Genomic DNA, 12,326 nt, shown 5'->3' on the forward strand with positions numbered 1-12,326 from the left:
GGAAAGGCTTAGACAGGATATATTCACGAATTCACCCGCTGGGGAAATGATTTTTCGAATCACCAACATACACCTAAGAGCATCCTACATACCCACGATGACCTGCTCGAGGCTTTCGGCGGTTTCCAATTGGAGTTTCTTGCGCAGGCGGTAGCGGGCCTTGCGGACCCCTTCGTCAGAGATATTCAGCATGGAGGCAATCTCCTTACTGCTGAGGTTCATGCGGAGGAGAGCGGCCATACGGATATCCGTTTTAGACAGTTTTTCGGCACGTTCGTTCAGGGTCTGAAAGAAGGAAGGGTTGTTTTCGATAAATACTTTGGTAAACTGATCCCAGTTGTCGTCCATTTGTTTTTCGATGCGCAATTTTGCATTCAGTTGACGAATGTCTACGCCCTCCGGGCGGCGCGACAGCGCGGTAACTTTTTCCTGTACTTCGCGCAGGAGTTCATTTTTTTGGGAGAGGTGCAGTGCCTGCGCCTGCAGTTCACGGGTGCGGAAAGCCAGTTGCTCCTGTAGCAATTCTTTCTCCAGGTTTTCGCGTTCCAGCTCAGCTGCGTGGCGGGCTTGTGCTTCGGCTTTACGCTTTTGCTCACGGTTCCAGATGCCCCAGCCACCTAGAAGGAGGAGGCCAATGATGGTGAGAAGGCCCCAACGCTGCCAGCGATCCAGCTGGGCTTGTTGTTCCAGGTTGGTAATTTCCTGGGCTTGCATTGTCAACTCGGCTTCACGTTGTTCTGCTTCATAGTAAGCTTGCAGTGCAGCTATTTCTTTGATTTTGGTTTCGTTGAAAACTGTATCACGGGTAGTGTTGTACAATTGAAAGATTTTTACGGCTTCCCCATTTAGTCCATTTGCGGCCAATACTTTGGCGTAGGTTTGCAACACGTTGAGATGAGTACTGGAGAAAGCTTGTTCCTTTGTGGCTTCATACGCAGATTGGGCAAACGTCAAGGCCTGTTGTGGTTGGCCGCTTTCGAGAAAAGTTTCCGCCAAAAGGCGTTTGATGTAAATGAATTGTCGCTCATTCCCTAAATTTTCGGCCATTTTCAGGTTTGGTTTTAAAACCTGTAGTGCTTCCGGAAAATTTCCCGCTAAAAGATACGCTCGTCCCAGTTGGGTCTCGGCATAAAGGGTCGCATTGGCATACCCTTTAAAAACAGCCAGAGCTTTGGGCAAACGATCCAGTACGGCAGTCGTCTCCTTGGCATCCAACAAATTATTGCTCCAATTGACCAGTGATGAGGCGTACATCATCGTATCCTCTACCTCCAAAAAACCGTCAGCGGCTTCCAACAACAAGGCAGCAGCCTGATCATTTTCGCCAATCCCCTGGTACGAAGTGGCCAGTTGAAATTTTATACCGTACAAGCGATGAGCATCCGGACTGGCGCGTGCGTAAGGTTCGGCCTCCCTCAACAATTCGATGGCTTTACGATCTTGGTAAACCTGCTGAAAATTGCCGGCCAACTGGATGAGTGTAATGGCAATAAAGCTGGAATCCTTGCTGTATATCGCCCATTCCAAGGCTTTATCAAAGGCTGGAAAAATACTATCCATTTGCCCTAGCCTACGGTAAGCGCTGGCCATTTCCCGATAAATCCGATTGGTCACCGTAGGGTGTTGCTGCCCATTGGTAACCCTTATTGCTTTTTGGGCGTAAGCCAAACGATCCTTCATATCCCCGTGATAGTCGAGCATATTGCAAACCTCAAAATAGGTCATCGCTAAAAGCGTATCTGTATCACTTTGTTGGGCAAGGGCTATAGCAGCATCAAAAAAACGGTTGCAGTCCGACTGCTCACTTTTTAAACATTCCACAGCAGCACTGATCTTTTCCATAATAGGATCAGGTAAATCATAGACTGTTTCTTGGGCAAAAACGGATGAGCATCCCCCAATAAGCACCAATAAGGAGAGTACGTATTTCATAGGAAAATGTTGGTTTTAGTAAAATAAAGATAAAACATACCTAGGAACTCCTCATTTTCTACCGGGATGGCTTATTAGCTGGAGCAGGATGATACAAGCGTATGAAGGTACTGGCATAGGTCTGGCCATTTGCCGAAAGATCGTGCAAAAGATGGGCTGAATCCTCAAAATTTGTGCTGAAGAACAAGGAAGTACTTTTGTCTTCACGATACCTATTGACAAAAGAAAGACCGACCTGGCCCTCTACTATACCCGTTACTAAGTGGTCTGGGACATTCTCACTTGTCCTTTTCTACTCTGACTGCGTTAAAAAGCCTCGCCGAAGCTTAGGCTTCGCCTACGTTTTTCGCCTTGTCAGAGCAGAAAATGACGTTGCGATAATATTCCCAAACCACTTAGTGCCGGGTATAAAGTCATCAGCAATACAGAAGTGAGCGTCTCCTCGCATTAAATCAAGGTGAGGTTGGTGCACAAAGCTCTTGAAAATGAAAGAATCCCGACCCCCAACCTCACTGTATTAAGTACTTAGTACTAGGCACTCAGATGGAAAAACTATTTTAATCCAAGTACACAGTACCCAATACCAAGTACCGTGAGATTGGGGAGCATAATCAATTGATGAACAGGCTTCCCCCCCAACCTCACATTTATTACTCTTTTTCGCGGTGCAGCACGTGGTAAGACCAGGGTGCCATTTTGGTGGCCCAATTTTGTGTCAGCGTCGTCTCTTCCCCTGAAAATAAATCAGCGTAGGTTCCCTCAAAATTATCGCCGGTTAATTTCAGGGCTTGCTCCTGTGCAGATAGATTGATGATGACCACCACCTTGTCTCCGTTCTTTTCTCGGGTAAAAGCATAGATATTTTCATCATTTCCCGTCGGGATTTTCACCAGTTCGCCACCGGCTTCACCATTCCAGAGCGCCTCGTTGCGATGCTTAAGATCGAATAGTTTGTGGTAAAAATCGGCGTAAACGTAATTGCCCCACTCAATCTCGTCTTTCTCAAAGAATTCGTATTGTTTATCTACCGCCGATTCCATACCGGTGTACAACAGCGGCATCCCATCGAAGGTCGCCGTTAAAACCGCAAAAGCCAGGTGACCATCTCCCATTCGCTGAAACTCCGTACCAGCCCAAGCGTTTTCGTCGTGATTGGAGGTAAATTGCATAAAGTAGCCTTGATGGTAGTCCTCCTTGTTTTGAGCAAGGATGGCATCAATATCGAGAGCAGTTTTGGGTTCCATTTGCTGGTGCTCAGTATCTACCAGGTTCCCCTGCACCAATTGCTTGTTCTCACTGCGATTGGCCCCTTGGTATTTCGCAATTTCATTCAATAAATGGTGCATTTCCCAGCCGTAATCCATGACAAAACCGCCACTATTTCGCCGATCAGGGATAGCTGATTCAGCCAGCATAAACAAAGGTTTAATTTGGTAGAGTTCACTATTGCATTCTTCCCAGAAATCCAAGGGCACACCATGAGCAACATCCACCCGGAAGCCATCAATACCAATGTCCTTCACCCAAAAAGCCATGGCATCAATCATTGCCCGGCGCATCTCAGGATTGTCATAATTAAGATCCGCTACGTCTGTCCAGCCCCATGACTCACCCGTTTCTGGATTGATAGGGTCAACGATATTACCTTCGGCGTCCTGGGTATACCAATCTGGATGTGCCGTAATCCAGGGGTTGTCCCAGCCGGTATGGTTGGGTACCCAGTCAATAATACAATACATCCCTTGGTCGTGAATGGCCTTTAGTAAGGCTTTAAAATCATCCATTGTCCCGAAATCTGGATTAACATCCAAGTAATCGGCTACAGCGTAAGGGCTGCCCAAGCCTCCTTTTCTCCGAGCCACTGACACCGGATGAATAGGCATCAGCCACAGGATATCTACCCCCATTTCTTTGAGCCGAGGTAGATGGCTGGCAAATGCATTGAAAGTCCCTTCCGGTGTATAATGCCGCAAGTTGACTTCATAAATCGTAGCATTTTTTTGCCAATCTGGCAGGCGAGGCATTTCTACTGCAACTTCTTCGACAACTGTGGCATCTTCTGTCTTCTCCGTTTCTTTGCAAGAAAACAGGAAGCAAAAGAGAGCAAAACTCAGCAATGAATAACGAAAAAAAGAACCGTTCATAAAACATGATTTATTATTGATAAATGCCGGTTTTAAAAGGAGTCGAACAAGATAGGGAAATTTTCAAACCATACCCCCGATAGAGGTTACCATAAAAGCCCTCTTTCATCCCTAAGGCTTGCTCCATTACAAAGTGGGCCAGATCGTGGCCAGACAAGTCAGGGCCTAAATCAGCTACTAGCAGCTCTCCGTCCTGGCGTTGGTAGGTGAGCTGGCAGCGGCGTTCTTTCTTGGTGAATCTGATGATCATACTACCAGGTAAATCCCTTCTCCTGGCGAATATCGCGGGAAGAGCTGCCTACCATAATCGTAAAAGCCCCTGGCTCCAATACCCATTTCTTTTGCTGATCATCGTAGTAGGAGAAAGCGGCCTCGTCCAGCGTCAAGGTCACGTTTTGGCTAGCCCCTGGTTCGAGTTTTACCTTCTGGAAGGCTTTGAGCTCTTTCGCAGGGCGCTCCATGCTTGCTTCGTTGTCTTTGACGTAAACTTGCACTACTTCTGCACCTTTACGCTGGCCGGTATTGGTAACTTTCAGGCTCACGGTTACGGTTTTGCCCTCCTTGCTTACCGTGAGGTCATCGTAGCCGAAAGTAGTGTAAGATAAGCCGTGACCAAAGGCAAAAGCAGGTTCCACATTATAGGTATCAAAATAACGATAGCCTACAAAAATGCCATCGGTATAATTCTGTTCCAGCGACTCAAACCCGGTAACGGCCAGCTTGTGGGCAGGGCTGTCTTCCAACTTCACAGGGAAGGTCATCGGCAATTTCCCTGAAGGATTGAGCTTGCCGAAAAGGATATCCGCCAGCGCATTACCGCCTTCCATGCCGGGGTACCAAGCCTGTATAATGCTTCTGGCTTTACCTTGCCACTTGCGCATATCAATCGGCCCGCCCCCCATGAGTACAATTACCGTATTGGGGTTGGCAGCCAACAGTGCCTCAATGAGTTCATCTTGCCCGAATGGAAGTTCCATACTCGCTTTGTCGGTAGCTTCTGCATCGTAAGCGTTGTCGTTCCATTCGTCACTGAAGCCGTGAATCCAGCCGCCTACGTAAATGGCTGCGTCGGCGTCCTTTACTTGCGCAACAGCTGCTGCAATGAGGTCGGCATTACTGCCTCCTTCCCGACTAACGGTGTAGCCTTCGGCATAAGTAATGGCGGTATTTTCACCCAAGAGGTTTTGCAAACCTGCTATTGGTGTCACTTCGTAGAAGGCTTTCACCTGTGAGCTTCCGCCTGCTCCGGCGTGCTTGCGGGTAGCGTTGGCACCCACTACCGCCAGTGTTTTGGTAGCGGATTGCTCCAAAGGCAGGATGCCGTCGTTCTTAAGCAAAACTATCGCTTCGTCGGCAATCTGTCGAGCGATCTTTTGGTGCGCTGGTGTATTGTAAGCACCTGCCTGGCGTTCACCGAAAGCGTTGATTCGGAACATGGTACGCAGTAGGCGACGTACTTTTTTGTCGATCAGTGCTACATCAATGGTACCATTATTCACCAAGGTAACCAGGGTATCTCCCATGTGGAACTTCCCGTAATCCAGGTTTCCGCTCCCTAGCATAGGCAGGTCGGAACCCATTTCCAGATCGATGCCAGCATTGACAGCTTCCATGGTATTCTTCACCGCGTTCCAGTCGCTGATGACGGCGCCATCAAAGCCAAATTCTGTTTTTAAGATACCATCCAGGAGGTATTCGCTGTGTGCGCAGTAATCGCCTCGAAATTTGTTGTAAGCAGCCATTACGGTATAAACACCTCCTTCCTGCACGGCAGCTTTGAAGCCCGGCAGGTAAATTTCGTACAGGGCACGGTCGCTCATTTCGACATTCACCTTTTCACGTTCGTACTCCAGGTTGTTGGCTACGAAGTGCTTGGCACAGGCAGCTACGCCCTGGTCTTGTACTCCTTTTACGTACCCAACGGTCATTCGCGCGTTGAGGTAGGGGTCTTCGGTCAGGTATTCAAAGTTGCGACCATTGAGTGGGCTACGAATGATATTGAGACCAGGCCCCAGGATGATGTCCTTGCCGCGGTAATTGGCTTCGCTACCCAATACACTTCCGAAAGCATAGCCTAGATCGGTATTCCAGGTGGCCGCTAGTGCCGTACCCACAGGCAGATATGTACTACTATCTCTTACCCCTTCGTCTTTGGCCCAGTCGCGGCCGTGTTCGTGGCGCACCCCATGAGGGCCATCCGACATCACAAGCTCTGGTATCCCCAGGCGTTCTACACCTCCACTGGTAAAGGAAGAACTGGCGTGAATCATACGTACTTTTTCTTCCAAGGTCAGCTGGCTCATCAGCGAATCGATGGCGGCTTCTATGTCTGGTGCTTTTTCGGCTTCTTCTTCTTGAGCAGCAGGTGCTTCGCACGTCAGAAACAGCAGTGGAAGTGCCAACAAGCCCAAGAAGAGATAATTTTTTAAGGAATGGATCATACGAACATTAGGTTTAAAAGATTAGCAATGGTAACAGCCTGAACTTAGTGTCATCTTAACAAGAACCAAAGATAAACGAAATTTTATTCCTCAAACGCTACTGCCTGCATAAGATAATTGTTTAATGGCTGAAGAGAAAGGTAAGCCTTCTCTATCAGTGCAGGAAAATCATCCGCGATAATTTCTTTTTCAGACAAAGTTCTGATGGCCGTAAAGTTTTTGCGTCGCAGCAGTTCCACCTCGGGGTGATCTTTAGGAAAATCGCGAGGTGCTGTTTTGAGCGCCTGATCGTCTTCGTCGAGACCCGCGTAAAAATCCGTAAAAGGGGCAGTACTGGTAAGTTTGCGCAAACGAGCGCCATCATAATCGATAGCTTCTCGAATTTTTTGTAAAATTTCCTTTTCCGGACGATAGATACCTCCCCCTACAAAAGAGCCGCTGGGACTGAGGTGGATGTAAAAGCCTGGCTTGCTCATATCCATGCCGATGCTGCAGCCAAAATTGTCTTTGTACAGCGGCTTGTCCGGCTGAAATCTCCGATTGTTATTGATGCGCATGATGGTCTCTTTGGGCTTCACTTGCTCCAATGAAGGCTCATGTACGGACAATCGCTTCAAGATCAAAGCAATCTCTGCCAACCAGGTATTCTTGGCCTTTTGGTATTCCTTGCGGTTGGCATCCATCCACTCCTTGGAATTGTTGACAGTGAGATCGCGAAGGAAGGTGAAAATTTGTTTTTTGCTCATGGTTTTTAATTGTTAAACGGTGTAAGGGTGTAAAAGTGTAAGGGTGTAAGAGTTTGGTGACTGCTAGATAAACCCAAAAATAACCCTTACACCTTTATAGCTACCCAACGCTTACACCTTTTTCCGCCTTTGCCCAGTTTATAGTAGGGACTATCCATTCTCTCAGGGGCTTGAATAAAAAACCGTGTCCAAGTCCTGTGTTGAGTTCGATTTCTTCGAATCGGGGAATTGGCAGGTTTGAGGTTTCCTTACGGCGAACGGCAGATACGCCAAAAGCGTCACTGCGCTCATAGATGGTCAGGATATTACCACAATAATTGATTTCAGGGATTTGTTCAATATCGCTGTCTTGAAACGAAGCTACGAAAACAAACCTTAATTGTGGGTTAGCAGCCAGCGTAGAAACATACTGTGCGATGTACCCACCTTTGGAGGTACCCACTACTGTAATATGATCGGCAGGAACGCCAAGCGCTAAGAGGCTGTCGATTTGTTGCACCACAGCTAAAGCATAGGTGTGCGCATTGGTATTGGGTGGCCGTTTTTCGCTAATGACCTTTAATCCTGCCTGGGAAAACGCGGCTTTGATCTCCTCGTATTCCGTTCGACCATACTGTGGGTGTTGGTCTTCGAGTGCATGGTCTTCCAGGAAGCGATTGTGAAGAAAGAACAAATAACGTGGTGACCCTGAAGGCTTGCATGTAAGTAAGACGATGCCCAGTAGCAAGAAGAGTAATGCGAGGTGTGTTTTTAGCTTCATGTAGTAAAGTTAAACCTGACTTTTGGTATTCACCGAAAGTTGTAAGTGATTTCTGGTAGAAGGATGAGGGATGGAGGAATAAGGACGGACAACCCATGCTGCTTACTATGGCTGTTGTTTCCACATTCCGATCAGCCACCTAGCAAGGACAGACTTTACAGGGCAGGCAGTTGGCAACCTCGCAAAAGCGGGGAAAGGCCCCAAAAATCAACCCCTACCTTAAAAATAATGCGGGGAAGAATGAGCAAATCGATAAAATTATTGTTACAACATCGAATATTACAAAATATCGAATTCCAATGTCCTACTTTACTCGTTTAGCAATTGTTTTACTCGCCTTATTTTCCACCCATCTGCTCGTCGCTCAATCAACAAATAGTAAAATCCCCGTGCAGGGAACACTGATCGAACAAAGCTCGGGAGAACCCCTTCCCTTTGCTACCGTGATCCTGTTCAACCAGCAAGACAGCAGTATGGCCAGCAATGACCTCACTGACTTGGATGGTAAATTTAGCCTGCCTGTAGCTCCAGGCAATTACTATGCAGTATTGCAATTTATTGGTTTTGCAGACAATGTGATTCCTGATATCAAGGTGACGCCAGAAGTAGAAAGCGTAGCATTAGGCCAAATCTTTATGACCTCAGATGCTACGGTATTGGAAGAAGTAGAAGTGACCGCCGAGCGCAGTCAGATGGAATTCAAGCTAGATCGCCGAGTGTTTAACGTGGCTAAAGACCTGACCAACGGCGGCAACAGCGCCGCAGATATTCTCGATAACGTCCCCTCCGTGAGTGTAGACCCCGAAGGCAACGTCAGCCTCAGAGGTAGCCAGGGAGTGAGAATCTTGATCAACGGCAAGCCATCGGGGATGCTCAGTGCTGGTGATACCAAAGCCCTGCTGCGCATGCAAGGCGACATCATTGAGAGTATCGAAGTCATCACCAACCCATCGGCACGCTACGAAGCAGAAGGTGAGGCAGGGATCATCAATATTATCCTCAAGAAAAACCAGGAAAAGGGCGTCAATGGTTCCTTCGGCGCCACGGTGGGTTATCCATCAAATTATGGTCTGTCTTACAGCCTCAACTACCGCCGAAAAGATTTCAACTTCTTCTCAAATTTCGGTGTTGATTACCGGAAATCACCCGGTGGCGGGGAAGCTACCCAACGCTTTTTTGAGAATGGCAACCTGACCGAATTTTACAGCACGACCACCGACCAGACCCGCGCAAGCACCAGTGGTTATCTGCAAATGGGTACCGACTGGATCATCAATCCCCAAAATACCATCACCGGTTCCCTTTTGTACCGGGGCGGTAAAGGAGACAATAACTCGATGGTCAGCTACCGCGATTTCGATGCCAATGAAAACATCACCAACCTGACCATTCGCGACATCTTGGAAACGGAAGACTCTCAAAACCTGGAGGCATCCGTCTCCTACAAAAAGACCTTTGAGCAAAAAGACCGGGAATGGACAGTCGTGATGAAGTATATTCTGGATGATGATACCGAATTGGCGGACTACGATCAGATGGACAATGACTCACCGATCCGATTATTACAGCTTTCCAGCAATACCGAAGATGAGCGTAATTTTCTTTTCCAAACCGACTATGTTTACCCCATCGGAGACAAAAGTAAAGTTGAAGGTGGAATGAGGATGGCCCTCCGTACCGTCAACAATAACTTTCAAGTACAACAAAGTAACAATGGTACCTTTGAGGTGCTACCCGGTTTTGATGATGAGCTGCTTTATACCGAGGATATTTATGCGGCCTACCTGATTGGTGCCCACGAATTTGGTGCTTTCAGTACCCAGGTGGGCCTACGGGCGGAATTATCGGACATCACGGCTTCGCTACTAAAATCGGAGCAGTCCAATGATCAGGATTATTTCAACCTCTTCCCCAGTGCTTCCCTGGCTTACAAGTTTTCTACGACTAAGCAGCTCCAACTAAGTTACAGCCGCCGCCTGAGTCGTCCATATTTTCGTCGCCTCTTGCCTTTCTCCAACTTCAACAACCCAAGGAATATCAACACCGGTAACCCGAACCTACGCCCAGAGTTTACGGATGCTTTTGAAATGGGCTTCTTACAATATCTGACCAATGGTTCCTTGCTGAGCAGTGTCTACTATCGCCGCACGACTGGCGTAATCGAACGCCTCATTTTGGCAGGTGAAGAAGAAGGTACCACCCTGATTTTCCCGGTCAACCTTTCCGCAAGGGATGCTTATGGTCTGGAGTTTAACTTTTCCTACCAAATCCTGAAAGGTTGGGACCTCAACACCGACCTCAACTTTTACCGGGAGCAGGTGAATGGTCAGTTTCAGGAGCGCGACTATTCCAGCGACACCTACACCTGGAGTGGCCGCATCAACAACAAATTCAAGATCAGCAAGCCACTACAGGTTCAGGCTTCTTTCCGCTACAATGCACCTCAAAATACAACCCAAGGCCGGCGATTATCATCGTATGCACTAGATATAGCCGCCTCTTTGGATGTTCTTTCGGGTAAAGGCACCCTCACCCTCAGCGGACGGGATCTGTTCAACACCCGTATTCGTCGATCCGAAATCAACTTACCAGACTATCAAGAAGAAAGTTTCTTCCAGTGGCGCCAAACCCGCCAGGTGATTATGACCTTTAGCTACCGTCTCAACCAAAGCAAGCAGCGTGGTGGCCGTGGTGAAGGTGGTGGTCGTGGTGAAGATGGGGATGATTTTTAGGCGTAAAGGTTAGAAGGGTGTAAAAGTGTAAAGGTGTAAGGGTTATTTTGAGTTTCGTTAGGGGTATCGAATCCTTCTGACTTTCGAGCTCTACATTACAACTTTTACACCTACCCAACCCTTACACTTTTACACCTTAAAAAATTTATTTCTTCAACCGCAGCGAATAAACCGACCGGTAACGTTCCGGATTTTGGAAAAACTCGTCAAGTTGTTCGCGGGTTTCTTTTTCTACGAAGGGCATCAGGGGTTGTTCTACCGTAAAAAGATGACTGATGGACTGGCGGATTTTGTGGTCCCACTGCTCGTAGTAGTTGTCGAAATCTTCGGGTTTTATGATTTTGCGGCAACCGGGTTCTCCGCAGACGAGTGTCATGGGATAATCCAGGTTGAAGATGCCGTATTCGTCGGTGATTTGTTCTCCTTTTTTGATTTCGCGGATGGCAATCTCAAAACCGTAGCCGGTGCTGATGGTATTGCAATTGCAGCAATGGTTGACGTATTTGGCGAAATCCCAGCTGATAATCCGGTTGCCTTTTTCATCGATGTAGGAATATTTCTCAACGACTTCCTGCATTTCAGGCGTGTGCAACAAATAATCCGTGGGGCTAATCACCAATTCCAAGCTGTCTTTGACGTAGACGATGGTTCCTTCGGGAATATCACTGGTTGCAAAAACACCGTAACCAATAGATTCGCTGATGAATCTTAGTTCCGTATTCGGATGAATCATAATAACGATTGCTGATTAAAGAGGTAATGAAAAAGAAGATATTGATTCTTTGTAAAAAACGGCGCAATGTAGGCTATAAAACAATACAATGCTTGATTATTTTCAATTTCGCCAACCAGTCTTCCTGCCTTGAAGAAGAATTAGCTACGGAAGCACTAAGCCACAAAATAGTACGGAATATTACTTAACATCGACACTTTCCTTGCCCCCCGCACGCTCCTCCGACAAATCATCCATCACCGTGGTTACTCCTCCTGCCATGACGTACTTCATGATTTCGGAAGATTTTGCAGCCACGGGCTGTAAATAATGGGGAGGAACCAGAAACAGCTGCCCACTGAACGAAATGCTGAAAGGCACATAAACGGTGATCAACTGTTGTTCTGTCTTGAGGAACTTAAGCCCTTCGTCGGTCACAAAACCGAGGCGACGAATTTCAGTATCGTTGCCCATTTTCACCAGAACCGGGCGATTGAATCCCTGTTTTTGGCCTACCACCGCCTTGAGCATATCCTTGACCGAAGTATAGATCGTCTTTATGAAAGGTACCTGCTCCAACTGATGATCCAGAAAGTGAAAAAAGGGCAGTTTGATGAGAAAGCTACCAATGAAACCTACCAGCGTCACGCCTACCAGCATGATCAAAATCCCTACCCCAGGGAAACTGAAGCCCAGCAATTGATCCAATTCTGTAAAGCTCCAATACAGCGCATAACCCGTAACCGTAATTGGTGTAAGGTACAAGAGGCCTTGGAGGAAATAAGTAGCGATTGTTTTCATTTGTGTTGTTTAATCGGTTGCCTTAATATAAACACAGATGTCCTGTTTGTGATACATA

Annotated in this window: 9 protein-coding genes; 1 reads left to right on the forward strand and 8 read right to left on the reverse strand. The window is 47.3% G+C overall.

Annotation, left to right across the window (positions count from 1 at the left end; genetic code table 11):
- Positions 1-84 precede the first annotated feature (84 nt).
- From AB0L18_RS00550 to AB0L18_RS00575, 6 genes are all read right to left on the reverse strand, one after another.
- Complete coding sequence (locus AB0L18_RS00550; protein WP_367390638.1) at positions 85-1,932, reverse strand: tetratricopeptide repeat protein; 1,848 nt, start codon at positions 1,930-1,932, stop codon at positions 85-87.
- Positions 1,933-2,582: 650 nt separating this feature from the next.
- Positions 2,583-4,076 carry an alpha-amylase family glycosyl hydrolase gene (locus AB0L18_RS00555; protein ID WP_367390639.1) on the reverse strand — a complete coding sequence of 498 codons (1,494 nt, stop codon included), beginning with the start codon at positions 4,074-4,076 and terminating at the stop codon, positions 2,583-2,585.
- Between the two features lie 13 nt (positions 4,077-4,089).
- Positions 4,090-4,326 carry a hypothetical protein gene (locus AB0L18_RS00560; RefSeq protein WP_367390640.1) on the reverse strand — a complete coding sequence of 79 codons (237 nt, stop codon included), beginning with the start codon at positions 4,324-4,326 and terminating at the stop codon, positions 4,090-4,092.
- Between the two features lies 1 nt (position 4,327).
- Positions 4,328-6,517, reverse strand: coding sequence for a glycoside hydrolase family 3 C-terminal domain-containing protein (locus tag AB0L18_RS00565; RefSeq protein ID WP_367390641.1), 2,190 nt, complete (start codon positions 6,515-6,517; stop codon positions 4,328-4,330).
- 83 nt (positions 6,518-6,600) lie between these two features.
- On the reverse strand, positions 6,601-7,263 hold the full coding sequence (locus tag AB0L18_RS00570; RefSeq protein ID WP_367390642.1) for a DUF2461 domain-containing protein: 663 nt from the start codon (positions 7,261-7,263) through the stop codon (positions 6,601-6,603).
- A gap of 100 nt (positions 7,264-7,363) precedes the next feature.
- Entirely contained in the window at positions 7,364-8,023 is a 660-nt protein-coding gene (locus AB0L18_RS00575; RefSeq protein ID WP_367390643.1) for an alpha/beta hydrolase, read from the reverse strand.
- Between the two features lie 299 nt (positions 8,024-8,322).
- Between AB0L18_RS00575 and AB0L18_RS00580 the strand changes: the two genes are divergently transcribed.
- Positions 8,323-10,755 (forward strand): TonB-dependent receptor, encoded by a 2,433-nt coding sequence (locus AB0L18_RS00580; RefSeq protein WP_367390644.1) that lies wholly within the window; start codon positions 8,323-8,325, stop codon positions 10,753-10,755.
- Positions 10,756-10,900: 145 nt separating this feature from the next.
- Here AB0L18_RS00580 and AB0L18_RS00585 read toward each other — a convergent pair whose 3' ends face one another.
- Together AB0L18_RS00585 and AB0L18_RS00590 are read right to left on the reverse strand one after the other, a co-directional pair.
- The gene (locus tag AB0L18_RS00585) at positions 10,901-11,488 is read right to left on the reverse strand and encodes an SET domain-containing protein (protein ID WP_367390645.1); all 588 of its coding nucleotides are present in this window, start codon (positions 11,486-11,488) and stop codon (positions 10,901-10,903) included.
- A 180-nt stretch (positions 11,489-11,668) separates the two neighbouring features.
- A complete protein-coding gene (locus tag AB0L18_RS00590; RefSeq protein WP_367390646.1) occupies positions 11,669-12,268 on the reverse strand; it encodes a DUF502 domain-containing protein in 600 nt (199 codons plus the stop codon).
- Between the last annotated feature and the right edge of the window lie 58 nt (positions 12,269-12,326).

Origin of the sequence: Lewinella sp. LCG006 (genome assembly GCF_040784935.1) — a bacterium.
Classification (GTDB): Bacteria; Bacteroidota; Bacteroidia; order Chitinophagales; family Saprospiraceae; genus Lewinella.

Excerpts from the sequence above, each read along its gene's own strand:
- AB0L18_RS00550 (WP_367390638.1), bottom strand. The coding sequence starts at position 1,932 with ATGAAATACGTACTCTCCTTATTGGTGCTTATTGGGGGATGCTCATCC.
- AB0L18_RS00590 (WP_367390646.1), bottom strand. The coding sequence starts at position 12,268 with ATGAAAACAATCGCTACTTATTTCCTCCAAGGCCTCTTGTACCTTACA.
- AB0L18_RS00565 (WP_367390641.1), bottom strand. The coding sequence starts at position 6,517 with ATGATCCATTCCTTAAAAAATTATCTCTTCTTGGGCTTGTTGGCACTT.
- AB0L18_RS00585 (WP_367390645.1), bottom strand. The coding sequence starts at position 11,488 with ATGATTCATCCGAATACGGAACTAAGATTCATCAGCGAATCTATTGGT.
- AB0L18_RS00580 (WP_367390644.1), top strand. The coding sequence starts at position 8,323 with ATGTCCTACTTTACTCGTTTAGCAATTGTTTTACTCGCCTTATTTTCC.
- AB0L18_RS00555 (WP_367390639.1), bottom strand. The coding sequence starts at position 4,076 with ATGAACGGTTCTTTTTTTCGTTATTCATTGCTGAGTTTTGCTCTCTTT.
- AB0L18_RS00560 (WP_367390640.1), bottom strand. The coding sequence starts at position 4,326 with ATGATCATCAGATTCACCAAGAAAGAACGCCGCTGCCAGCTCACCTAC.
- AB0L18_RS00570 (WP_367390642.1), bottom strand. The coding sequence starts at position 7,263 with ATGAGCAAAAAACAAATTTTCACCTTCCTTCGCGATCTCACTGTCAAC.
- AB0L18_RS00575 (WP_367390643.1), bottom strand. The coding sequence starts at position 8,023 with ATGAAGCTAAAAACACACCTCGCATTACTCTTCTTGCTACTGGGCATC.